The sequence below is a fragment of the Cellulosimicrobium sp. PMB13 genome (genome assembly GCF_051294865.1).
Lineage (GTDB): Bacteria > Actinomycetota > Actinomycetes > Actinomycetales > Cellulomonadaceae > Cellulosimicrobium.
In genome coordinates this window covers 1,291,784-1,314,859 of the sequence record NZ_CP145910.1, presented here as the reverse complement: position 1 = coordinate 1,314,859, position 23,076 = coordinate 1,291,784, and the positions used below count along the sequence as shown (strand labels likewise).

The window sequence follows — 23,076 nt, the reverse complement described above, 5'->3', positions numbered from 1 at the left end:
CTCGACGTCCGCGCGATCCCCTCCGTTCTCAACGTATAGCGCACCGGGGGTCTTGTGGCAAGGCCCCCCTCGGCCCCCAGAATGGCGCCTCACGCCACGACGCAAGGAGCCCCGTGAACCCCCTCGCCACGAGCGCCTTCGACCTTCCCGACCGCCTCTCCCCCAAGGCCGACCCGGCGCTGATCGCCGAGGACGAGCGTCACCTCGCCGACATCGCGAGGACCCTCGAGGAGCAGGTCATCGACCTCACCGAGCGCCTCGACGTCGCGCGCCGTGCCCCCGGGGGCCAGGGGCAGGCGGCGCTGGACCGCGACCAGGAGATCCACCGCCTGACCAGCCGCCTGCGCACGCTGCGCCGGTTCGGGCTCGACCTGTGCCTCGGCCGCATGGTCCCGGCCGACGGCTCGGAGCCCGTCTACGTCGGCCGCCTCGGCCTCACCGACGGCGCGGACCGGCGCCTGCTCGTCGACTGGCGCTCGCCGGTGGCCGAGCCGTTCTTCGGAGCGACCCACGCCGACCCGATGGGCCTCGCGAGCCGCCGCCGCTACCGCTGGACCCGTGGCCGCGTGAGCGACTACTGGGACGAGGTGTTCACGCCGGACGGTCTCGAGGGGAACGTCGCGCTCGACGACCAGTCCGCGTTCGTGGCGAGCCTCGGCACCAGCCGCTCGCCGCAGATGCGCGACGTGCTCGGCACGATCCAGGCCGACCAGGACGCCATCATCCGCGCGGGGTCGCGGGGCGCGCTCGTGGTCGACGGCGGTCCCGGCACGGGCAAGACCGTCGTCGCGCTGCACCGCACCGCGTACCTGCTCTACTCCGACCCGCGCCTCGGCCACCGCCGTGGCGGCGTGCTGTTCGTCGGACCGCACCAGCCGTACCTCGCCTACGTCGCCGACGTCCTGCCCAGCCTCGGCGAGGAGGGCGTCCAGACCTGCACGCTGCGCGACCTCGTCCCCGAGGGGGCGGACGCCGTTCCCGAGACCGACCCGGAGGTCGCCCGCCTCAAGGCCTCCGTCGAGCTCGTGCGGGCGATCGAGCCGGCCGTCGCGTTCTCCGAGCGGCCACCGACCGAGGGCATGGAGGTCGAGACCCCGTGGGGTGACGTCTGGGTCAGCACCGCCGACTGGGCCGAGGCGTTCGAGGCGCCCGAGCCCGGCACCCCGCACAACGAGGCGCGCGACGACGTCTGGGACGCGCTCCTCGGCATCCTCGTCGACCAGGTCGTCGAAGGGGTCGTCGAGGAGGCCGCAGACGGGCTCGGCGACGAGCTGGGAGACGATCTCGGCGACGAGGCGGCCGACGGCGGTGGTGTCGCCGCGGAGCAGGTCCGTCGTGCGCTCGCGCAGGACCGGGAGCTGGGCGCGGCCTTCAACCGGGCGTGGCCGCTGATCGAGGCGACCGACCTCGTGGCCGACCTGTGGTCGGTCCCCGCCTACCTGCGTCTGTCCGCCCCGTGGCTCACGTCCGACGAGGTGCGGGCGCTCCAGCGGGACGTGCCCCAAGCGTGGACCGTCTCCGACCTGCCCCTGCTCGACGCCGCCCGGCGGCGGCTCGGCGACCCGGAGGCGTCGAGACGTCGGCGCCGGCGGGAGGCGGCCGCCGCGGAGGAGCGCCGCCGCATGGCCGACGTCGTCGACGACCTCGTCGCCGCCGACGACTCGGAGCTGCTGGTCATGTCGATGCTGCGCGGCCAGGACCTCCAGGACGCGCTGGTCGACGGGTCGGCCCCGCCGCCGGAGCCCGGCCTGCTCGCCGGACCGTACGCGCACGTCGTCGTGGACGAGGCCCAGGAGCTCACCGACGCCGAGTGGCGGATGCTGCTGGACCGCTGCCCGTCGCGGAGCCTGACGGTCGTGGGCGACCGGGCCCAGGCCCGGCACGGGTTCACGGAGTCGTGGGAGGAGCGTCTCGGGCGCGTCGGGCTCGACCGGGTGGAGCTCGCGTCGCTCAGCATCAACTACCGGACGCCGGAGGAGGTCATGGCCGAGGCCGCGCCGGTCATCCGCGCCGCGCTCCCGGACGCCAACGTGCCGACGTCGGTCAGGAGCACCGGGGTGCCGGTGCTGCGCGCCACGGCGACCGAGCGCGACGCGATCCTCGACGGCTGGCTCGCCGAGCACGCGGAGGGCACCGCGTGCGTCATCGGCGACCCGACCTTCGTCGCGACGCCGCGCGTGCGCTCGCTCACGCCCGAGCTCGCGAAGGGGCTCGAGTTCGACCTCGTCGTCCTCGTCGACCCGGAGTCGTTCGGCGACGGGATCGAGGGCGCCGTCGACCGCTACGTCGCGATGACGCGCGCGACGCAGCGGCTCGTGGTGCTCACGAGCTGACACGACGTGACGGCATGACACGGGCACGACCTCGGCCGGCGTCCGCGCGAGACGCCGGCCGAGGTGCCCGTCAGACCGTGCGCCGCGTGCGCCGGATCCCGACCCACAGCCCGACCGCGCACGTCACCGCCGCGGCGACGAAGCCCCACAGCACGTCCGTGTCCGCGAACCGGCCGGCGAGCAGCGCGCGCTCGGCGTCCACGATGTACGTGAGCGGGTTGAACAGCGCGGCCGTGCGCATCCACGCCGGGCCGGCCTCGAGCGGCAGCATCATCCCGGAGAGGATGAGCAGCGGGAAGAGCAGCGACTGCTGCACGCCCCAGAACAGCCACTCGCGGTTCTTCGCCGCGAGCGCCAGCGCGATGGACAGCGCGCCGACGCCGATCCCGAAGAGCCCCAGCAGCGCGAGCCCGACGAGCAGGTGCAGCGGGTAGAGCGTGAAGCCGAACGGCACGCACACGAGCGCGATGAGCAGGCCCTGCACGACGAGCGGCGCGAACTCCTTGAGCGCCCGGCCCACGAGGATCGCGGACCGGTCGAGCGGCGTCGCGAGGACCCGTTCGTACGAGCCGGTCATCATCTCGTACAGAAGGTTCGACCCGCTCATGGACGTGCCGAACAGCGAGATCATGACGATCACGCCGGGCACGAACCACTGGAGCGTGTCGGCGGTGCTCGCGCCCTCCGCTCCCCCGAACGACCCGCCCACCGCGCCCGTGAGCAGCGGCCCGAACAGCCCGAGGAAGATCAGCGGTTGCAGGAGCGAGAAGATCAGCGTGAACGGGTCGCGCAGCACGAGCAGGATCTCGCGCGTGAACACCGCCCACGTGTCGGCGAAGAACTTCGCGGCCCCCGTCCGCAGGGCGGCGTCGGTGCCCGAGGTCACCCCGGTGGTCCGTGCTCCTGACACGTCGGTCCTGGTCGACATCACGCCGCCTCCTCTCGCAGGCTGCGTCCGGTGAGGTTGAGGAACACGTCGTCGAGGCTCGCCTGCCGCAGCTCGGCCGAGCGGACGGCGAACCCGGCGACACGCAGCGCCTCGATCGCCTCGGGCAGCCGGTCGGCGCCGTGCGTCGTGGAGATCCGGACGGCGAGCCCCCCGTCCGCGCCGGGCGTCACCTCTGCCTCGCCCGCGTCCTCGGCGAGGGCCGCGCGGACCCGGGCGGCGTCGTCGGCCAGCCCGCCGGTGCCCGACGGCGCGGTGGCCGCCTGCGCGGGCCCGTCGCCCGGGAACGGGGCGACGGCGAGCGTGATGACGTCGTCCGCGTGGTCGCGCTTGAGGTCGTCCGGGGTGGCGTCGGCGATGATGTCGCCGTGGTCGATGACGACGACGCGCTCGGCCATGTCGTCCGCCTCGTCGAGGTAGTGCGTCGTGAGGACGATCGTCATGCCGTACCGCTCCCGCATCGCCCGGATGTGCTCCCAGAGGTTGGCGCGCGCGTGCGGGTCGAGGCCCGTCGTCGGCTCGTCGAGGAACAGCAGCGGCGGGTGGTTCATGAGCCCGAGCGCGACGTCGAGACGCCGCCGCTGACCACCGGACAGCGACTGCACGGTCCGCTTCTCGAGCCCGCCGAGGTCGAGCGCCTCGAGGAGGTCGGTGGCCCGCCGCGAGTACTCGGCGGGAGGCAGGCCGTAGAAGCGGCCCTGGTTGTGGAGCTCGTCGAGCACGCGGTAGGAGTAGCCACCCCCGTTGCCCTGGCCGATGAAGCCGATGCGCGAGCGCACGTGCGCGGGGTGGCGCACGACGTCGAACCCGGCGACCTCGGCTGATCCCGCCGTCGGTTCGAGGAGGCTCGTGAGCATCCTCAGGGTCGTGGACTTGCCGGCCCCGTTGGGACCGAGGAAGGCGACGAGCTCGCCCTCGCGGACGTCGACGTCGATCCCCTTGACGGCTTCGACGACCTCTTTCTTGCGGTGGAAGGTCTTGGTCAGGCCACGGGCTCGGATCACCGGAGCCACCCTTTCGTACGCCGTACCGAAATTGACCCGACCACGCTAGCATACGGTGTACGGGAATAGGCAAGCCTTTCTGCCGCGACCGCGACGGGTGGTCCTTTCGAGCAGGGCCGGACAGCCCGATGAGGCACCGCGAGGGAAGTCCGGGAGGATACGCACGTGACGACCGACGACCGCACCGACGAGCACGCGGCCGAGCGCGCGCCGGCGGGCGCGCCCGAGCCCTCCAGCCCTGCCGCGCCCGAGGCGACGTCACGGGACCCCGAGGGCGACCGTCCGCGCGGGGTCGTCGCCGCCGCCGACGCCGGGGTCGCCTCGGCGGTGCAGGCGGCCGAGCACGTGCGGGCCCAGTTCACCGAGGTCGTCCGCACCCCGGAGATCACGCGCCGGCTCGCGCTCCTGTGGGACCCGCCGACCCCCGGCACACGCGGGCGCAAGCCGCGACTCACGCTCGACGACGTGGTGCGGGCGGGCATCGGCGTCGCCCAGGAAGGCGGGCTCGACGCGCTGTCGATGCGGCGCGTCGCGACGGAGCTGGGCGTCGGAGCGATGTCGCTGTACACCTACGTACCCGGCCGCACCGAGCTCGTCGACCTCATGATCGACCGCGCCTACGGCGAGCTCGACCTGCCCGTCGCGGGCGCCCCCTGGCGGTCCGCGCTGGCGCAGTACGCACACGAGACGTGGAGCCTCTACCTGCGCCATCCCTGGATCCTGCAGACCAACATGTACCGCGCACCCCTGGCACCGCACGTGCTCGACGCGCAGGAGGCCGGGCTCCGCACGATCGTCGACACGGGGCTGTCGGAGCTCCAGGTGGTCGACACGCTGGCGCTCGTCGACAACTACGTCCAGGGACTCGCGCGCTCGACCATCGCCGAGACCACGGAGCGCGACGCGACGGGCGTCGGCAACGACGAGTACTGGACGACCCTCGGCAGCTTCTGGGAGGACTGGTTCGACGTCGAGCGCTACCCCGTCATGACGCGCATCTACGTCGCGGGCGGCTTCGACGCCCCGCAGGGCCCGTTCGAGGCGAGCCTGGACCGGCTCCTCGACGCCGTCGAGATGGCGATCGACCGGGCGGCCGCCACGCGCTGAGACCGGTGGGCCGTCCCGGCTGACGTGCACGCGCCACCCCTGGCAGGATCGTCCCCATGGACCCCCGCGCCGGCACGCCCGCCCAGCCCAGCGACCTCATCGACGTCGACGCCGTGGTCGGCGCCTACTACGACCTGTCCCCCGACGTCGACGACCCGGCGCAGAAGGTCGTGTTCGGCACGTCGGGCCACCGCGGGTCCAGCCTCGACCACGCGTTCAACGAGGCGCACATCGTCGCGATCACGGCGGCGATCGTGGAGTACCGCCGGTCGCAGGGGACCGACGGTCCGCTGTACATCGGCCGCGACACGCACGCGCTCTCGCTCCCCGCCTGGCAGACCGCGCTCGAGGTGCTCGTCGCCGCGGAGGTGCAGACGTACGTCGACGCGCGGGACTCGTTCACGCCGACGCCCGCCGTCTCGCAGTCGATCCTCCTGCACAACGGCGCCGCGACCTCCGAGGGCGTGCGGTCCACCGGGCCCGGCGTCGCGGACGGCATCGTCGTCACGCCGTCGCACAACCCGCCGCGCGACGGCGGCTTCAAGTACAACCCGCCGCACGGCGGGCCGGCCGGCTCCGAGGCGACCGGCTGGATCGCGGACCGCGCGAACGAGATCCTGCGCACCGGCGTGGGCGCCGTCCCGCGCGTCGCGCTGACGCAGGCGCTGGAGTCGGAGCACGTCCACAAGCACGACTACCTCACGACGTACGTCGACGACCTCGCGAACGTCCTCGACCTCGACGCGATCCGCGCGGCGGGCGTGCGCATCGGCGCGGACCCGCTGGGCGGCGCGTCGGTCGAGTACTGGGGCGAGATCGGCGAGCGGTACGGGCTCGACCTCACGGTCGTGAACCCGCAGGTCGACCCGCGGTGGTCGTTCATGACGCTCGACTGGGACGGCAAGATCCGCATGGACTGCTCGTCGCCGTACGCGATGGCGTCGCTCGTCGCGGGCATGACCGGGGCGGGCGAGGAGGCGCCCTTCGACGTCGCGACGGGGAACGACGCCGACTCCGACCGCCACGGCATCGTCACGCCCGACGCCGGCCTCATGAACCCGAACCACTATCTCGCCGTCGCGATCGAGTACCTGTACGGCGGCGCTCGGGGCGGGTGGCGCGACGACGCGGCGATCGGCAAGACGCTCGTGTCGTCGGCGCTCATCGACCGCGTGGCGGGCGGGCTGGGACGCCGGCTCATCGAGGTGCCGGTCGGCTTCAAGTGGTTCGTGCCCGGGCTGCTCGACGGCTCGGTCGGGTTCGGCGGCGAGGAGTCGGCCGGGGCGTCGTTCCTGCGCAAGGACGGCCGCGTCTGGTCGACCGACAAGGACGGGCTCCTGCTCGCACTGCTCGCGTCGGAGATCATCGCGACGACGGGGAGGTCTCCGTCGGAGCATCACCGCGACCTCGTCGGTCGGTACGGCGAGTCCTGGTACGCGCGCGTCGACGCCCCCGCGACGCTCGAGGAGAAGGCGACGCTCGGCAAGCTCTCGCCCGAGCAGGTCACCGCGACCGAGCTCGCGGGCGAGGAGATCACCGCCAGGCTCACCAGCGCGCCGGGCAACGACGCCGCGATCGGAGGGCTCAAGGTGACGACCGAGAACGCCTGGTTCGCCGCGCGGCCGTCGGGCACGGAGAACGTGTACAAGATCTACGCCGAGTCGTTCGTGTCCTCCGAGCACCTGGCGCAGGTCCAGGCGGAGGCGAAGGACGTCGTCTCCGCGGCCCTCGGCAGCTGACCCCGGTCGCGAGGCAGAGGCTCCGGTCGCGAGGTAGAACCCCCGGTCGCGAGGTTGAAGCCCCGGCGTTCTACCTCGCGACCGCGGGCACTATCTCGGGGGGTCGGCGTCGAGAACCGGGTCCGTGCGCCACCACCCGCCGTCGACATCGCCCGACTGCGGCCAGTACTCGAGCAGGTCGCCCGGCGCCAGGCCGAGGGCGTGCTCGATCTCTGCCGGCGTGAGGTCGCGCAGCGACTCGGAGAGTGACGTCGTGATGTCGAGCCAGTAGCCGCGCAGCGTCGTCTCGCCGACGTACAGGCGACGCGCGATCTGGGCATAGCTCAGACCACGCGCGCGCCCGTTGAGCACCTGGCGCTGCCGCTCGCTCAGCACAGTCAGGCAGTTCCGCCGGACGAGGAGCTCGAACAGGCCGACGACCTGCTGCGGCACAACCATCCCCCCTGCCCCGACCTCGAGGAAGGACGCCTCGGCGCGCGCGGTCGAGAGCGCCTTCGAGACGACGCCGCTCGCCCCGGCGGCGAGGCACGCCGCGAGGACGAACCGCCGCTCCTCCTGGCTGTACACGCACACGCGGTAGCCGCGCGCGGTCAGCGCCCGGATCGCCGCGACACCCTGCCGCACGTCGGGCTGCGACTCGTTCGCGAGGTGCAGGTCGAGGACGACGACGTCGCACTCCGGCCGGCTCCGCAGAAGCTCCTCCACGGTGGGCACCGCGAGCACGACCTCAAGGCCCGGCATGAGAAGGCCGATGGAGTCGCGGATGACGGACGCGTCGTCGACCACCGCGGCGCGGCACGTCACGGCGACCCCCTCCGCCCGCGTGCGACCGCGGGCGCGGACGCGGACGCGGACGCGGACGCAGTGACCGTCACCGTCGTGCCCTCGGCGGGTGCGGACAGGACCTCGACCCCCAGACCGAGCCGCTCGAGCTCCCCCAGCACCACCTCGCGGAGCCCGACGCCGCGCGGCGTCGCACCCGGGTCGAACCCGATGCCGTCGTCGCTCACCGTGAGCGCCCACCGGCCGTCGTCGTCCGCGTCGAGGTGGACGACGACCAGGTCGGCCCGAGCGTGCTCGCGGACGTTGAGCAGCAGGCTGTCGAGCCCGCGACCCACGGCCTCGGCGACAGCCGTCGGCACCTCGACGCCGGCCCCCAGGTCAAGAGCCGGCTCGACGGGAAGGTCGGCGAAACGCTCGCACGTGCGGCGGACGGTGTCGACGAGCCGGACGCGCTCCGCGCCCTCGGCACCCGGCTCGTCGTGAGCGAGCGGTGCCCGCGCCTCCGGCGGCGAGGCCAGGTAGGCGCGCATGCCACGCAGCTCGACCTCCGCCTGGTCGATGAGGCGGGACCGCGCGGCGTCGTCGAGACCGGGCTCGGTGAGCAGGCGCATGACGGCGACACCGTTGTGCATGAGCACCTGTGCGCGGCGCTCCTCCTCGCGGCGGGCGAGCTCGGCCGCTCGGGCACGCGACGCGTCGGCGTCGCGGGCGATTCGGCGCGTGTAGCGGAAGAACGTGCGGGAGACGATCGCGTAGACGACGAAGGTGAGCACGTTGCCCAGCGCGTCCGGCTCGAGCACGCGCTGACCGGGACCGCCGAGGTACACGACGTAGGCGGCGACGACGGCACCCAGTCCACCGAGCCAGACGGCGACGCTGCGGACCCCGCTGGCGGTGATGATCACGGACAGCGCGTACCCGGGCTGGAAGGCGCTCCACGCGCCGAAGCGCACGTCGGGCGGCAGGACGAAGGGCCCGAGCGCGAGCAGGAGGCACGCGAGCGCGAAGTCGGCCACGGCCACCGCCGTGCCGAGCGGACGTCGTAGCACCAGCGAACCCACCGTGACGGCGACGGCCGCGACCGCCGCCGCCGCCCAGCAGGCGAGATAGAGGGCCGGTCGCTGCGACTCGAGCACCCCGGCGTGGAGCGCCGGCGCCATCTGCGCGACCGTCCCCAGCCGCACCCCGGCGACGAACAGCGAGAAGACGCGCTCGAGTCCCGCCTCGGTCGTCGGCAAGGGCGCCAACCAACGCACCCGTTCGTGGACGACCATGCTCCGCTTCCCTGTCGTTCCGGCTGTGCCGTGCGCGGAGCTCTCCGCGGATCCGTTGGGTCACAAGATATCCGTCGTCCGGAAGCATGACGCCGGCAGGTCGCGCGCCCGCGGCCGGCTCGACCCGTTCCCGGAGGCCTTCCCGCCATGCCCCGCCCCGCACTCACCTCCCCTCTCCGTGCCGTCCGTCCCCTTCTCGTCGTCGCCGCCGTGACTGCCGTCGCCGTGACCTCGGCGTGCTCGGGCAGTGACGCGCCGGACGGCGGCTCGACGCCGACCGAGTCGGCCTCGCAGACCTTCGTGCCGCAGTTCTCGAACGTCGACGAGGACCTCGGCCGCTCGTTCGAGGTGCTCGAGACCGCCCGCGACATCCCGCTCCCGGCAGACGCGGACAACGCCGGGAACGTCGGTGAGCTCGTCGCCGTCAAGCTCGACGTCGAGGCCGGCACGGTCTACGACAACGAGGTCTTCGACCCGTGGGTCACCTTCGGGCTCCTCGCCCCGGACGCCGAGTACCCGGACGTCGCGTACGACGGGTACGACGACATCGTCGAGGCCGCGGGGTACACCCCGATCCTCCCGGACGAGGTCGAGCCCGGGACGACCGCATCGGGATGGATCGTCATCCCCGTCCAGGAGCGAGCCGACACGTACGAGCTGCAGTACCAGCGCAGCGAGCAGGTCGAGCTCGGCACGGACACGACGCTGCCGGCGGTCGACCTGCGGGTCCCGCTGCCCTGAGGCCTCGCCCGTCGCCGTCTGCCGTCATCCCTGGGTCGTGCGACGGCGCTCCCGCTCGTCCCACGTCTCCGCCGCGACGCGCTGCGCGTCCCGCAGCGCGCGCGCCGGGTCCACGCCCTTCGGGCACACCTGCGTGCACGCTCCCACCTGGATGCAGGGCCACGCCCCGTTCTCGGTGTCGAGGACGTCGGCACGCGCGAGCTCGCCGCCGTCGCGCGAGTCCTCGTCCCAGCGGCGGGCGGTCGCGACGACCGCCGGGCCGAGGAAGTCCGGCGCGGGCTCGAGCTGCGGGCACGCCGCGTAGCAGAGCATGCAGTCGATGCACTGCGCGAAGTCCCGGAACGCGGCGAGCTCGCCCGGCGTCTGCACGCTGCCCGACGCCGGCCCGTGCGCCTGCGACGCGGCCTCGCCCGCGCCTGTGCTCGGGTCCGGCGCGCCCGGTTCCGCACCGAGGGCGACGGCCGCCCCGGCCGGGCCGGCGAGCGGGAGGCGGGTGGCGCCGTCGGGCACGAGCCACGGCTTCACCGCGGCGAGCTTGCCGAGGAACGTGTCGGTGTCCACGACGAGGTCGCGCAGCACCGCGGCGTGCGCGAGCGGCTCGACGACCAGGCCCGACGTGCGGTAGCCGCGCACGAACGTCTCGCACCCCAGCACCGGGCGGCCGTTGACCATGACCCCGCACGACCCGCAGACCGCCATCTTGCAGGACCACCGGAACGTCAGCGTCGGGTCGGCGTGGTCCTTGACCCACTGCAGCGCGTCGAGCACGGACGTGCGGTCGTCGAACGGGACGTCGAACACGTCGCGCCGAGAGCCTTCCGCGGCCACGTCGCCCGGTTCGGACCGCAGCACCTCGAGCCGCACCGTGCTTCCCGCCTCGGTCACGCGCCCTCCCCCGTCGTCGCCGAGAACGACCTGGCGGTCGTTCTCGAGCCCATTCCGTCCACCAGGTCGTGTTCGGCGCCGGACGGTGGCCGACCACCGACCGGAGCGTGCGTGATGCGCAGCCCGTCGGGGTCGAGCGTCGCGAGCGAGTGCTGCGCGACGTCACCGGTGTCCGGGAAGTCCAGCCGCTGGTGGGCCCCGCGCGACTCCTCCCGCGCGAGCGCCGCCGCGACCGCCGCGTGCGCGACGAGCAGCGTCGCGCCGAGCTCGACCGTCGTGGCCCAGTCCGTGTTCAGCACCGCGCCCGTGTCGGCGACGCGCACGTCGTCGTACCGCGCGCGCAGGTCCTCGACCGCCGCGAGCGCCCGGCGCAGACCGTCGGCGTCGCGGTAGATCCCGACGTCCGCGTCGAGGACGCGGCCCAGCTCCGCACGGATCGCCGCGGGTGGCTCGCTGCCACGGCCTCGCATCGCCAGGTAGCGGTCGGCGACCTCCGCGGCGCGGTCCACGACGTCGGCCTCGACGCTCTCGCGGTCGGCCCCCGCGCCCGCAGCACCATCGGCCATGCCCCGCCCCCCGGTCGAGCGCTCGCGCGACCACGCGAGCGCCTGCTCTCCCGCCGCGCGCCCGACGACGAGCGTCTCCACGAGCGAGTTCGACCCGAGCCGGTTGGCGCCGTGCAGCCCGGTCGATGCGCACTCGCCCGCGGCGAACAGCCCGCCGATCTCCGTGGCACCCCGCGCGTCGGTGCGGATGCCGCCCATCGTGTAGTGCGCCGTCGGGCGGACGGGGACCGGCTCGAGCGCCGGGTCCACGCCCGCGAACTGCTTCGCGAGGCTCGCCACGAGCGGCAGCCGCTCGGCGATGCGCTCGCGGCCGAGGTGGCGGAGGTCCAGCAGGACCACGCCGCCGTCGGGCGACGGGATCGTGCGCCCGTCCCGGTCGGCGTGCCAGAACGCCTGCGACAGCCGGTCGCGCGGTCCGAGCTCCATCGTGCGCGGCACGGGCGACCCGACGGGCGTCTCGGGGCCGAGCCCGTAGTCGGCGAGGTACCGCTCGCCGTCGGCGTCGAGCAGCACGCCGCCCTCGCCGCGCACGGCCTCGGTGAGCAGGATGCCGCTGCCCGGCAGGCCGGTGGGGTGGAACTGGAGGAGCTCGAGGTCGCGCAGCGGCACGCCCGCGCGCAGCGCCATCGCCATGCCGTCGCCCGTGACGATGCCGGCGTTGGTGCTCGTCCCCCACGCGCGCGCCGCGCCGCCGGTCGCGAGGACCACCGCGGGCGCGGCGAGGAGCAGCGGCTCGCCGCGGTGCTGGTCGTGCACGACGACGCCCCGCACGTGCCCGCCCGACCCGTCCCCGTCCCCGGGTCCGGGTCCGGGTCCGGGGGAGCCGTCCACGACGAGGTCGAGGACGTGGTGCTCGTCGTACCGGCGGATCGGTCCGGCGTCGGCCGAGTACCGCAGCGACGTCTGGAACAGCGTGTGCAGGAGGTGGAAGCCCGTGCGGTCGGCCGCGAACCAGGTGCGCGCGCGGCTCATCCCGCCGAACCGACGGATCGCGACGTGCCCGTCGTCGCTGCGGCTCCACGGCATGCCCCAGCGCTCGAGCCGCCACAGCTCACCGGCCGCGCGCTCGACGACGAACCGGACCGCGTCCTCCTCGCACAGCCCCGCGCCGCCGGCGAGGGTGTCGGCGACGTGCTGCTCCAACGAGTCGTCGTCCCCGACGACGCCCGCGGCGCCGCCCTCGGCCGCGACGGTGTGGGAGCGCATCGGGTACACCTTCGACACGAGCGCGACGACAGGTCGGGCGCTGCTGTCGGCGTCGGCCGCGCGGGCGGCCGCCTCCGCGACGGCGATCGCCGCGCTCAGCCCGGCGGCACCGCCGCCGACCACGACGACGTCGGCGTGCTCGACCCGCAGCGCGCTCACGGGCGGTCCTGCGGGGCCGCCGTCGTGCGGGGGCCGGGAGGGAGAGGACTCGGCGAGGGCGCGGGGCAGGGCATAGAGGAAGGTTCCTCGCGCCCGCGCAGGTGTGCAACAGGCGAAGGTCCCGCCCGTCCGCGCCCGAACGGGAGCCGCCGACGGGCAGTGGTCCCCATCGATCCCGGTACCGCCCTCCGGGTAGGGTCCCTGCGGCCCCACCCCCGAGCTCCCGGAGATCCCATGCGCCCCGTCCGTACCGTCACCCGTCTCACCGTCGGGGCAGCGCTCGCCGTCGGCCTGACGGCCTGCACCATCAACGTCGGCGGCGCGACACCGGAGTCATCGGCTCCCGAGGAGACGACGGCGGCGGAGCAGCCGGCCGAGGAGGACGCGGAGGAGATCGACACGGGGGCGGAGGAGACCGGCGCGAGCGACGGCGCGCTGCCCGACTGGGCCAACCCCGTGACGACGCCGGGCGAGCAGATCTCGACGTACACGATCGGTGACGTGCGGGTCGACGTGTACCAGGTGGGTGTCACCCAGGCGACCAGGGACGGCCTGTTCGCCGACCCCGACACGCACGAGCCGATCATCGCCGAGGGCGACGACATCGTCTTCATCAACTACGTCATCACCAACGAGGGCGAGCCGATCGACCTCGGCTCGAGCCTCGTGAGCATCGACGAGCGCTACGTCGACTGGGCGTACCTGGGCGGGATGGACACCATCGTCGACGACGACCTGTTCGCCGCGCAGGACGTGAACGACGGCGGGCTCGCACCGGACGCCTACCGGGAGCCGACGGTCTTCCCGTTCGGCACCGGGCAGTCGTACTCGTACGGCACCAACTTCCTGTACCAGCCCGGGACGGACATCACGTTCAGGACCGTGATCACCCCGGTCGACGCGCAGGGCAACCTCCTGCACGACGAGCGGCTCGACGCCGAGGGCACCGGCACGATCTCCTGACCTCCGCGCGCCGAGGAGGCCGGCGGCCTCGCGCCCCCTCGGCGGTCAGCGGGTCGTGAGCTCCTGGTCGTCGGGGTGGCGCGCGATGTACGCCTTGATGAACGGGCACAGCGGCACGACGCGCTCGCCCGACGCGCGGACCTGGTCGAGCGCACCGGCGGCGAGCGCCGACCCGACGCCCCGGCCCTCGAACGCCGGGTCGACCTCGGTGTGCGTGAAGACCACTCTTCCCGGCTCCCGCACGTACTCGGCGAACCCGGCGACGACGCCGTCGGGGGTGCGGGCCTCGAAGCGGTCGCCGACGTCGACGACCTCGATCGTCTGCGGATCTGTGTCCTGGCTCATGGCGCCCATCGTCCAGGATGCGGGCGCCCGGTGCGACACTGGGACGGTGGTGCAGGATTCCCCGCTCTCCCCGGCCGGGCCGGAGGACGACGACCCCAGTGACGAGCGCGGCGTCGCGGCCCCCGAGGCCCCGGCGTCGCGCAACCCGTACCGGGCCGTCCTGACGATCCCCGGGGCGTGGCAGTTCTCCGCCGCGGCCCTCGTCGCCCGGCTCCCCATGTCCATGGTCGGCATCGGCACGATCCTCATGATCCAGGGGATCTACGGCGAGTACGCCCTCGCCGGCCGGGTCGCGGCGGTGCTCATCGTGGTTCAGGCGATCTTCTCGCCGCAGATCGCGCGGCTCGTCGACCGCGTGGGCCAGCGCCGGATCATGCTGCCCCTCCTCGCGGCGACGACCCTCGGGCTCGGCGGGCTCATCCTGTGCGCGGTCCTCGGGACGCCCGAGTGGACGTTGTACGTCTTCGCCGCGATCGCCGGCGGGACGCAGGGCTCGTACGGGTCGATGGTCCGCGCGCGGTGGACCCACGTGCTCGACGACCCCCGGCGCCTGCACACCGCCTACTCCCTGGAGTCCGCGCTCGACGAGCTCGTGTTCGTCGTGGGGCCCGTGCTCGCCACGATCCTCGCCACGGCCGTGTTCCCGTCGGCCGGGCTGCTCGTGCCGCTCGTCGCCGCCGTCGTCGGGGGGCTGTGGTTCCTGTCGCAGCGCGGGACGGAGCCGGCCGTCGTCGTGCCGGAGCCGGGCGTCAAGCAGCGGTCGGCGATGCGGTCGACGGGCATGATCGTGCTGGCCGTCATCTTCGTCGCGATGGGCATCGTGTTCGGCGCGACCGACGTGTCCACCATCGCGTTCGCCGAGGAGCACGGTCAGCAGGGCGCCGCCGGGCTGATCCTCGCGGTGTTCGCGTCCGGCTCGCTGCTGTCCGGGCTCTTCTACGGCGCACGACACTGGGTGTCGCCGCTGTGGCGGCGCTTCGTGCTCGGGATCGTCGGGCTCGCCGTCGGCGTGAGCCTGTTCTTCTTCGTCACGTCGCTGCCCGTGCTCGCGGCGGTGATGTTCGTGACCGGCTTCGCCATCGCGCCGACGCTCATCAACGGCAACGGGCTCGTCCAGAACCTCGTCGCGCCGAACCAGCTCACCGAGGGTCTCGCGTGGGTCGGGACGTCGCTCGGCGTGGGCGTGTCCATCGGGTCGTCCGTCGCCGGGACGCGCATCGACGCGGCGGGCGCGCACGCCGGGTTCGAGGTCGTCGTCGCGGCGGCGCTGCTCGCGGTCGTGCTGGCGCTCGCGGCGCTGCGGTCGCTGCGGCGCAGCGCCGCGCGGGAGGTCGTCGCACCGGCACCCTGAGGCGCCTCGCGCCGTGGGCGACCGGTGCGCCGTCGGGCCACCGGTGCGCCGTCGGGCCACCGTTCCTGCCGAACCCCGGCTTGTGCGGCCATGAACGGCCCGAACGACACACAACCCGGGGTTCGGCACGCGACGGTGCCGCGCAACTCCGGGTTCGGCGGGTGCCCGACGGCGGCCCGTCAGCCCGCGGGCGGCGTCTCGCCGGGCCGGGCGTCCCGGAGGTGGGCGCGCTCACCGTCGTGGTCGAAGATCGTGAGGATCTCGACCGGGCCCTCGTGCGCGCCGAACGAGTGCGGGACCATCGTCGAGAACTCGGCCGCCTGCCCCGACTGGACGATGACGCGTCGCTCGGCGAGATAGAGGATCGCGGTGCCGGAGAGCACGGTGAACCACTCGTGGCCAGGGTGCACGCGCTGGTGCTCCGGGCCCACCAGCCGCTCCGGGGTGATGCGCATCTTCGCCACGGTGGCCCCGGCGCGCTCGCGCGACAGGAGCCACGTCGTGACGCCCTCCTGTCGGTCGGGCTCCGGTCGGATCACGACGTCCTCGTCGTCGACCGGCTCGACGAGCTGGTCGAGGGTCGTCCCGAGCGCCCGCGCGATGGGCACGAGCTGGTCGAGCGCGATGCGGCGGCCCCCGGTCTCGATGCGGCTCAGCGTCGACGGGCTGAGGTAGCACCGCGCCGCGAGCGCGTCGAGCGTCCAGCCGCGCGCGAGGCGCAGGCCGCGGATGCGCTGCCGGACGACGGCGTCGAGATCGACTTCTTGCGTCATGCGCAAGAGTCTATGCCTGCTACGCACTGCTGGCCTACCGTGGAGGCATGACGACGCACGCCCACCACGACCACCAGTCGCACCCCGGGCACGCCGGGGCCCACGCCGACGCGCACGGAGGCGCGCACGCGGGCGCCCACCCCGACGACGACGCGTGCGCCGAGATCCTCGAGCTCGACGCCCTGGTCTTCGCCGACCTCCTCACCGACGTCGTGGCACACGTCGCAGCCCTCGCACCGTCGCCCACCCGGACCGTCGTCGACCTCGGCGCGGGCACCGGGACGGGGACGCTCGCGCTGGCCAGAGCCTTCCCCGGCGCGCAGGTCGTCGCCGTCGACTCGTCGCCCGTGATGCTCGGCCGGCTGCGCGCCGCGGCCGACGCCGCGGGCGTCGGCGACCGCGTGCGCACCGTCGAGGCCGATCTCGACGCCGGGTGGCCGGCCACCGGCGAGGCCGACCTGGTGTGGGCGTCCGCGTCGATGCACCACGTCGCGGACCCCGACCGCGTCCTGCGCGACGCCTGCGCCGCGCTCGCCCCCGGCGGCGTCGTCGCGGTCGTCGAGATGACCGGGACGACGCCGGCCCTGCCGCCCTCCGTCGGGAGGCCCGGCCTGGAAGACCGCCTCGCCGCGGCGATGACGCACGCCGGCTGGAACCAGTACCCCGACTGGACGCCTCACCTCGAGCGTGCCGGGTTCGAGCGTGTCGACCGTGTCGAGATCGAGTCGTCGCCCGCGACCGGACCGGACGCGGACCGGTGGGTGCGCACGACCCTCACCCGCGTGCACGACCACCTCGTCGAGCACCTGGCACCCGAGGACGTCGCGGCCGTCGCCACCTTCCTCGACCGGCCCGGGCGCGCGACGTCGGGCACGGACACCACGCGCGATCAGAACCCCGACCACCGGAGCCCCGACCACGAGCCGTCCGCCCGCAGCGGCCGCATCCTGTGGACCGCCCGACGACCGCTCGACCCCACCCGCTGAGTGCTGGGTATTCGTCGTCCGCACCCCCTCGCGACGACATATAGCCAGCACTCACGGCCCCACAGCACCAGGAGGTACACCCATGACCACCACCACCCATGACGTCGTGATCGTCGGCGGCGGCCCCGCCGGTCTGTCCGCGGCGGTGACGCTCGGGCGCTCGCTGCGCTCCGTCGTCGTGATCGACGCCGGCGAACCGCGCAACGCGCCCGCCGAGGGAGCGCACAACCTGCTCGGGCGCGAGGGGATCGCGCCGCGCGAGCTGCTCGCCGCCGGGCGGCGCGAGGCGGCGTCGTACGGCGCGCAGGTCCGGCCGGGCCGGGCCGTCGCGGTCCGGCGCGAGGACGACGGCTTCGTCGTCGACGTCGAGCCCGTCCAGGGCTCGTCCGGCGAGCCGGGCCCGACGACGGTCCGCGCCCGCCGCATCCTCCTCGCGGCGGGCCTCGTCGACGAGCTGCCCGACGTCCCGGGCGTGCGCGAGCTCTGGGGCCGGGACGTCATCCACTGCCCGTACTGCCACGGCTACGAGGTGCGCGGTCGCCGCATCGGCGTGCTGGGCACCGGGCCGAACGCGGTGCACCAGGTGCTCCTGCTGCGCCAGCTGAGCGACTCCGTCACGCTGTTCCTCCACACCGCGCCGGTGCCCGACGACGCGGCGCGGGAGAAGCTCGCGGCGCTCGGCGTGCCCGTGGTCGAGGGGCGCGTCGCGCGCCTCGACGTCGGCGACGGCCCGGACGGCGGCTCGCTGCGCGGCGTGGTGCTCGGCGACGGCACGACGTTCCCCGTGGACGCGGTCGCCGTAGCGCCCCGGTTCGTCGCGCGCGGCGAGCTGTTCGAGCAGCTCGGCGGCGAGCTCGAGGACCACCCGATGGGCGGGAGGTTCGTCCCCGTCGACGCGCGTGGTGCGACGACGCTGCCCGGCGTGTGGGCCGCGGGCAACACGAGCGACCTCTCGGCGATGGTCGGGGCCTCGGCCGCGGCCGGCGTGATGGCCGGCGCGCAGCTCAACGCCGAGCTCGTGACCGAGGACGTCGAGCGGGCCGTCGAGGCGGAGCACGCGCGCCGGCGCGCCTGAACCTGCCACCACTCGGGTCACCCGGCGCGCTCGCCGAACCCCGGGTTGTGTGTCACCGGTCTCGCCGAACCCCGGGTTGTGCGTCCTTCAGGGCGTCCACCGCCGCACAACCCGGGGTTCGGCAGTCGAGGCGATGCACGACCCGGGGTTCGGCCGTCGACGTGACGCACGAGACGCCTTCCCCTGCGGGCTCGCGCTGCGTCCGAGCGCGGCCCGACGCACGATGGATGACGACCCGTCCCCACCCGTGGAGGTACGTCATGCCGTTCGGAATCGGCCGCTCCCCCCAGGACAAGCGCGACCGTACGGTCGCGGACCTGCTCGTCGCACAGCTGATCGAGGCGGGGGTGCGCCGGATCTACGGCATCGTCGGCGACAGCCTCAACCCCGTCGTGGACGCCGTGCACCGGTCCAACACCGGGGACAACGCGGGCAAGGGCATCGAGTGGGTGCACGTGCGCCACGAGGAGGCCGCGGCGTTCGCCGCGGCCGCCGAGGCGGAGGTCACCGGCGACCTCGCGGTGTGCGCGGGCTCGTGCGGCCCCGGCAACCTGCACCTCATCAACGGCCTCTACGACGCCAACCGGTCGCGCGTGCCCGTCCTCGCCATCGCGAGCCACATCCCGAGCAAGCAGATCGGCACCGGCTTCTTCCAGGAGACGCACCCGGACCGGCTCTTCACCGAGTGCTCCGTGTACTCGGAGATGATCTCGAGCGCCGAACAGGCGCCGCGCGTCATCAACTCCGCGATCCACCACGCGTTCGGCGCGCCGGGCGTCGCGGTCCTCACGCTCCCGGGCGACGTCGCCGACCTCGACGCACCGGCAGCGGTGCCCGACGTCGCCTGCCGGCCGCCGCGCCCCCGCATCGTCCCGGACGTGCGCTCGGTCCAGCAGCTCGCCGACGCCATCGACGCCGCCAAGAAGGTGACGATCTTCGCCGGCGCAGGCGTGCGGGACGCGCGCGAGGACGTCATCGCGCTCGCCGACAAGATCGCCGCGCCCGTCGGCCACTCGCTGCGCGGCAAGGAGTTCATCCAGTACGACAACCCGTTCGACGTGGGCATGTCGGGCCTGCTCGGCTACGGCGCAGCGTTCGACGCCATGCACGACTGCGACCTCCTGCTCCTGCTCGGCACGGACTTCCCGTACGACCAGTTCCTGCCGGCCGAGGTCCGCACCGCACAGATCGACGTCGAGCCGACGCGGCTCGGACGACGCACCCGGCTCGACCTCGCGGTCGTCGGCGACGTCGGCGAGACCGTGCGGCTGCTGCTCCCGCTCGTGAAGAAGGCGCGGTCGCGCACGTTCCTCGACCGGATGGTGGCCAAGCACGAGAAGGCGATGAACGGCGTCGTCGGCGCGTACACGAAGAAGGTCGAGCGCACGACGCCCATCCACCCGGAGTACGTCGCCGACGTCCTCGACCAGGTCGCGGCGGACGACGCGGTCTTCACCGTCGACACCGGCATGTGCAACGTGTGGGCCGCCCGGTACATCACGCCGAACGGCCGACGCCGCATCGTCGGCTCGTTCCTGCACGGCTCGATGGCCAACGCGCTCCCCCACGCGATCGGCGCCGCGGCCGCCACGCGCGAGGCCGGCCACGACCGCCAGGTCGTCGCGATGGCGGGGGACGGTGGTCTCTCGATGCTCCTCGGCGAGCTCGTCACGCTCCGCCAGTACGACCTGCCCGTCAAGGTCGTGCTCTTCGACAACGCGAGCCTCGGCATGGTGCGGCTCGAGATGCTCGTCGACGGCCTGCCGATGTTCGGCACCGAGTCGCCGCAGGTCGACTACGCGGCCGTGGCGAACGCGATCGGGATCCCCGCGGTCCGCGTGGAGAAGCCCCGGGACCTGCGGCGCGCCCTGGAGGACGCGCTGCACCGCCCCGGCCCGGCGCTCGTCGACGTCGTGACCGATCCTCGTGCGCTCTCGATCCCGCCGAACATCACGGCCGGCCAGGTGCGCGGGTTCGCCGTCGCGATGAGCAAGGAGGTCCTCGGCGGGGGCATGGGCGAGGTCGTCTCGATGGCGCGGGCCAACCTGCGGAACGTACCCCGCCCGTGACGGACGGCACCACGACGCCGGGCCCGCCGACCCTCGCCGAGGTACGGACCACGGCACGGGAGGTGTTCGGCTGGGAGCGGCTGCGGCCCGGACAGGCCGAGGCGATCTCCGCGCTCCTCGACGGCCACGACGTCCTCCTCGTGCTGCCCACGGGCGCCGGGAAGTCCGCGGTCTACCAGCTGCCAGGACTCGAGCTGCCCGGACCCACGCTCGTCGTCTCGCCGCTCATCGCGCTGCAGCAGGACCAGGTGCGCTCGCTGCTCGAGATCGGCGAGGGCGACGCCGCCGCGGCCGCGGTGAGCTCGGCGGTGCCCGCGGCGGAGCGGCGAGCCGCGCTGGAGGCCGCCGCGGCCGGGGAGCTCGAGTTCCTCTTCCTCTCCCCGGAGCAGCTCGCGAACGAGGAGGTCCTCGACGCCGTCCGCGCCGCCCGGCCGAGCCTCGTGGCCGTGGACGAGGCGCACTGCGTCTCCGTGTGGGGCCACGACTTCCGGCCGGAGTACCTGCGGCTCGGCGAGCGCATCGACACGCTCGACCCGCGCCCGCGCGTCCTCGCGCTCACGGCGACCGCGGCGCCTCCCGTCCGCGAGGACGTCGCCGCCCGCCTGCACCTGCGCGACGCCGCGGTGATCGTCCGCGGGTTCGCCCGCCCGGGCATCGCGCTCGAGGTCGTGCGGGCGGTCGAGGACGCCGACAAGCGGCGCGCCGTCGTGGAGCGCGTACGGGCGGAGGCGGAGAACGGCGTCGGCATCGTGTACGTCGCGACGCGGCGGCACACCACCGAGCTCGCCGACGCGCTGGCCGACCCGAGCACCGGGACGGCGCTGCGGACCGCCACCTACCACGGCGGCATGCGGCGGGCCGAGCGCGAGGAGGCCCAGCGCCGGTTCACCGAGGACGAGGTCGACGTCGTCGTCGCGACGTCGGCGTTCGGCATGGGCATCGACAAGCCGGACGTGCGGTTCGTCGTCCACGCCGACGTGCCCGGCTCGCCGGACGGCTACTACCAGGAGGTGGGTCGCGCGGGCCGCGACGGCGAACCGGCCGTCGCCGTCCTGTTCTACCGGCCGGAGGACCTCGGCCTCCAGCGCTACTTCCGGGTCGGGGTGCCCGACCGCGAGGACGTGCTGGAGGTGGCGCGCGCGCTGGACCGGGCGCAGGCGGGACCTGGACGCGGCACGATCAGCGCGCCGGAGCGGGACGGCGCTCGTGGTCACGACGTCGCCGCCTCCTCCCGCGGGCGGCTGCCCCGCCGCCTCGCGCGCCTGCGCACGCTCGTGACCGACGCCCGCACGCTGCGAGGACCGGACGCCGGGCCGGCCGCCGTCGCCGACGCGGCCGTCGAGCTGGCCGAGGACCGGCGCCGCACGGACGACTCGCGCCTGGAGATGATGCGCGCGTACGCCGAGACGGCGCAGTGCCGCCGCCAGTTCCTCCTCGCCTACCTCGGCGAGGAGCTCGCCGAGCCGTGCGGTCGCTGCGACACGTGCTGGGCCGGGACGGCGACCGAACGGGTCGTCGACGACGCGGTGCCGTTCGCGACCGGATCCTCGGTGCGGCACGCGGAGTTCGGCGAGGGCACCGTCATGGGGTACGAGTCCGGCGAGGAGAACGGCGAGGGCGACCGTGTGACCGTGCTCTTCACCTCGCACGGCTACCGCACCCTCAGCCTCGACGCGGTCCTCGAGCACGACCTGCTGGCGCCCGCCTGACCGGCGCGCCTCGGTAGCATCGCCGCGTGCTCACCAAGACGTCGGTCACCGACGACCAGGTCGCCGCCGTGGTCCGGCCGCTCGGCACGGCGGTGCGCGTCGAACCGCTGAGCGGCGGCATGTTCGCGAGCGTCGTCGCTGTGGACCTCGCGCGCGCCGACGGCGTGACGGACGCGGGCCCGCGCCGCGTCGTCGTCAAGGTGACCGGTGCCGACACCTCGCGCCTCCTCGGCTACGAGCACGGGATCCTCGCGACCGAGGCGACGGTGTACCGCGCAGCGCACGCCGCCGGGTTGCCCGTGCCGCGCGTGCTGCACGCGGACTTCTCACGCGAGCACCTCGACGGCGACGCGCTCGTCGTGACGTTCGTCGACGGCACGGCGTGGAGCACGCTCGACCTCGCGCCCGACGCGGCCGCCGGCGTGCGGCACGAGCTCGGCGCGTTCATGGCCCGGCTCCACCGGCTCGCTGGCGACCGGTTCGGCTACCCGGCACCGGAGTCCGGGCTCGCCGCCGCCACGTGGCCCGAGGCATACGACCGCATGCTCGGCGCGGTCCTCGCCGACGCCGCGCGCTGGGGCGTCGAGCTCCCGGTCGACCGGGTGCACGACGCCGTCGCGCGCCGCCGCGGCTCTCTCGCCCTGGTCACCGTGCCCCACCTCGTCCACGGCGATCTGTGGCCCGGCAACGTGCTCCTCGACGCCGACCACCGCATCGTCGGCGTCCTCGACGCCGAGCGCGCGCTCTGGGGCGACCCGCTCTTCGAGCTCGTGGGCGCCGACCAGCTCGGCGTGGGCGCCGTCGACCCCGACCTCCTCGCCGGCTACCGCGCGGCGGGCGGGGAGCCGGGCATCGGCGACGGCACGCCCGACGACGGCGACCCGGCCGCGTGGGCGCGGCTGCGGCTCTACCGCCTGTACCTCGCGTGCGTCCTGGCGGTCGAGGTCGTGCCGCGCGCGTACGAGGGCGACTGGGTCGCGGGCTACCAGGCGACCGCCCGGGCGAACCTCGACCACCTGCTCGACGAGCTCGGCGCGTAGCCGGCCGACCTCTGGCCTGGTT

Annotated in this window: 19 protein-coding genes; 11 read left to right on the top strand and 8 right to left on the bottom strand. The window is 74.2% G+C overall.

The genetic code is table 11. From position 1 onward, the window contains the following. Positions 1-113: 113 nt before the first annotated feature. Positions 114-2,333, top strand: a complete 2,220-nt coding sequence (helR, locus tag V5D56_RS06115; RefSeq protein WP_435738165.1) for an RNA polymerase recycling motor ATPase HelR — start codon at positions 114-116, stop codon at positions 2,331-2,333. Positions 2,334-2,403: 70 nt separating this feature from the next. Here helR and V5D56_RS06110 read toward each other — a convergent pair whose 3' ends face one another. Next, positions 2,404-3,261, bottom strand: a complete 858-nt coding sequence (locus tag V5D56_RS06110; RefSeq protein WP_435738164.1) for an ABC transporter permease — start codon at positions 3,259-3,261, stop codon at positions 2,404-2,406. Then, positions 3,261-4,283, bottom strand: a complete 1,023-nt coding sequence (locus V5D56_RS06105) for an ABC transporter ATP-binding protein (RefSeq protein ID WP_435738163.1) — start codon at positions 4,281-4,283, stop codon at positions 3,261-3,263. Before V5D56_RS06105 ends, V5D56_RS06110 begins: the two co-directional genes overlap by 1 nt. Before the next feature lie 165 nt (positions 4,284-4,448). Between V5D56_RS06105 and V5D56_RS06100 the strand changes: the two genes are divergently transcribed. Both V5D56_RS06100 and pgm read left to right on the top strand, forming a co-directional pair. Next, on the top strand, positions 4,449-5,390 hold the full coding sequence (locus tag V5D56_RS06100; RefSeq protein ID WP_435738162.1) for a TetR/AcrR family transcriptional regulator: 942 nt from the start codon (positions 4,449-4,451) through the stop codon (positions 5,388-5,390). A 56-nt stretch (positions 5,391-5,446) separates the two neighbouring features. After that, positions 5,447-7,129 (top strand): phosphoglucomutase (alpha-D-glucose-1,6-bisphosphate-dependent), encoded by a 1,683-nt coding sequence (gene pgm, locus V5D56_RS06095; RefSeq protein WP_435738161.1) that lies wholly within the window; start codon positions 5,447-5,449, stop codon positions 7,127-7,129. A gap of 90 nt (positions 7,130-7,219) precedes the next feature. On the opposite strand, the gene V5D56_RS06090 is transcribed toward pgm, so the two are convergent. Beyond that, complete coding sequence (locus V5D56_RS06090) at positions 7,220-7,933, bottom strand: DNA-binding response regulator (RefSeq protein WP_435738160.1); 714 nt, start codon at positions 7,931-7,933, stop codon at positions 7,220-7,222. Beyond that, positions 7,930-9,150, bottom strand: a complete 1,221-nt coding sequence (locus V5D56_RS06085; protein ID WP_435738159.1) for an ATP-binding protein — start codon at positions 9,148-9,150, stop codon at positions 7,930-7,932. The genes V5D56_RS06090 and V5D56_RS06085 overlap by 4 nt, the downstream gene beginning before the upstream one ends. Before the next feature lie 183 nt (positions 9,151-9,333). Here V5D56_RS06085 and V5D56_RS06080 point away from each other — a divergent pair, with 183 nt between their 5' ends. Next, positions 9,334-9,927 (top strand): hypothetical protein, encoded by a 594-nt coding sequence (locus tag V5D56_RS06080; protein ID WP_435738158.1) that lies wholly within the window; start codon positions 9,334-9,336, stop codon positions 9,925-9,927. A gap of 24 nt (positions 9,928-9,951) precedes the next feature. On the opposite strand, the gene V5D56_RS06075 is transcribed toward V5D56_RS06080, so the two are convergent. Both V5D56_RS06075 and V5D56_RS06070 read right to left on the bottom strand, forming a co-directional pair. After that, a complete protein-coding gene (locus tag V5D56_RS06075; protein ID WP_435738157.1) occupies positions 9,952-10,812 on the bottom strand; it encodes a 2Fe-2S iron-sulfur cluster-binding protein in 861 nt (286 codons plus the stop codon). After that, positions 10,809-12,743 (bottom strand): FAD-binding protein, encoded by a 1,935-nt coding sequence (locus V5D56_RS06070; protein ID WP_435738156.1) that lies wholly within the window; start codon positions 12,741-12,743, stop codon positions 10,809-10,811. The genes V5D56_RS06075 and V5D56_RS06070 overlap by 4 nt, the downstream gene beginning before the upstream one ends. A 234-nt stretch (positions 12,744-12,977) precedes the next feature. Between V5D56_RS06070 and V5D56_RS06065 the strand changes: the two genes are divergently transcribed. Continuing rightward, positions 12,978-13,706 (top strand): hypothetical protein, encoded by a 729-nt coding sequence (locus V5D56_RS06065; protein WP_435738155.1) that lies wholly within the window; start codon positions 12,978-12,980, stop codon positions 13,704-13,706. 45 nt (positions 13,707-13,751) lie between these two features. On the opposite strand, the gene V5D56_RS06060 is transcribed toward V5D56_RS06065, so the two are convergent. Continuing rightward, complete coding sequence (locus V5D56_RS06060; protein ID WP_435738154.1) at positions 13,752-14,051, bottom strand: GNAT family N-acetyltransferase; 300 nt, start codon at positions 14,049-14,051, stop codon at positions 13,752-13,754. A 46-nt stretch (positions 14,052-14,097) separates the two neighbouring features. Between V5D56_RS06060 and V5D56_RS06055 the strand changes: the two genes are divergently transcribed. Beyond that, positions 14,098-15,402: an MFS transporter gene (locus tag V5D56_RS06055; protein WP_435738153.1), complete on the top strand. Its 1,305-nt coding sequence runs from the start codon at positions 14,098-14,100 to the stop codon at positions 15,400-15,402. A 179-nt stretch (positions 15,403-15,581) separates the two neighbouring features. On the opposite strand, the gene V5D56_RS06050 is transcribed toward V5D56_RS06055, so the two are convergent. Next, a complete protein-coding gene (locus tag V5D56_RS06050; protein ID WP_435738152.1) occupies positions 15,582-16,175 on the bottom strand; it encodes a helix-turn-helix domain-containing protein in 594 nt (197 codons plus the stop codon). Between the two features lie 47 nt (positions 16,176-16,222). On the opposite strand from V5D56_RS06050, the gene V5D56_RS06045 reads away from it, so the two are divergent. The 5 genes from V5D56_RS06045 (at position 16,223) to V5D56_RS06025 (ending at position 23,054) form a co-directional block, all read left to right on the top strand. Beyond that, positions 16,223-17,161, top strand: a complete 939-nt coding sequence (locus V5D56_RS06045) for a class I SAM-dependent methyltransferase (protein WP_435738151.1) — start codon at positions 16,223-16,225, stop codon at positions 17,159-17,161. 82 nt (positions 17,162-17,243) lie between these two features. Then, positions 17,244-18,236 (top strand): NAD(P)/FAD-dependent oxidoreductase, encoded by a 993-nt coding sequence (locus V5D56_RS06040; RefSeq protein ID WP_435738150.1) that lies wholly within the window; start codon positions 17,244-17,246, stop codon positions 18,234-18,236. A 260-nt stretch (positions 18,237-18,496) separates the two neighbouring features. After that, positions 18,497-20,305: a pyruvate dehydrogenase gene (locus V5D56_RS06035; protein WP_435738149.1), complete on the top strand. Its 1,809-nt coding sequence runs from the start codon at positions 18,497-18,499 to the stop codon at positions 20,303-20,305. Further along, a complete protein-coding gene (locus V5D56_RS06030; protein ID WP_435738148.1) occupies positions 20,302-22,014 on the top strand; it encodes a RecQ family ATP-dependent DNA helicase in 1,713 nt (570 codons plus the stop codon). Before V5D56_RS06035 ends, V5D56_RS06030 begins: the two co-directional genes overlap by 4 nt. Before the next feature lie 26 nt (positions 22,015-22,040). Beyond that, the gene (locus V5D56_RS06025) at positions 22,041-23,054 is read left to right on the top strand and encodes a phosphotransferase family protein (RefSeq protein WP_435738147.1); all 1,014 of its coding nucleotides are present in this window, start codon (positions 22,041-22,043) and stop codon (positions 23,052-23,054) included. The last annotated feature ends 22 nt before the right edge of the window (positions 23,055-23,076 follow it).

What these genes read in the sequence shown, in the direction of transcription:
- V5D56_RS06045 (WP_435738151.1), top strand. Translation starts at nt 16,223, where the DNA reads ATGACGACGCACGCCCACCACGACCACCAGTCGCACCCCGGGCACGCC.
- V5D56_RS06035 (WP_435738149.1), top strand. Translation starts at nt 18,497, where the DNA reads ATGCCGTTCGGAATCGGCCGCTCCCCCCAGGACAAGCGCGACCGTACG.
- pgm (WP_435738161.1), top strand. Translation starts at nt 5,447, where the DNA reads ATGGACCCCCGCGCCGGCACGCCCGCCCAGCCCAGCGACCTCATCGAC.
- V5D56_RS06040 (WP_435738150.1), top strand. Translation starts at nt 17,244, where the DNA reads ATGACCACCACCACCCATGACGTCGTGATCGTCGGCGGCGGCCCCGCC.
- V5D56_RS06065 (WP_435738155.1), top strand. Translation starts at nt 12,978, where the DNA reads ATGCGCCCCGTCCGTACCGTCACCCGTCTCACCGTCGGGGCAGCGCTC.
- V5D56_RS06050 (WP_435738152.1), bottom strand. Translation starts at nt 16,175, where the DNA reads ATGACGCAAGAAGTCGATCTCGACGCCGTCGTCCGGCAGCGCATCCGC.
- V5D56_RS06110 (WP_435738164.1), bottom strand. Translation starts at nt 3,261, where the DNA reads ATGTCGACCAGGACCGACGTGTCAGGAGCACGGACCACCGGGGTGACC.
- V5D56_RS06080 (WP_435738158.1), top strand. Translation starts at nt 9,334, where the DNA reads ATGCCCCGCCCCGCACTCACCTCCCCTCTCCGTGCCGTCCGTCCCCTT.
- V5D56_RS06060 (WP_435738154.1), bottom strand. Translation starts at nt 14,051, where the DNA reads ATGAGCCAGGACACAGATCCGCAGACGATCGAGGTCGTCGACGTCGGC.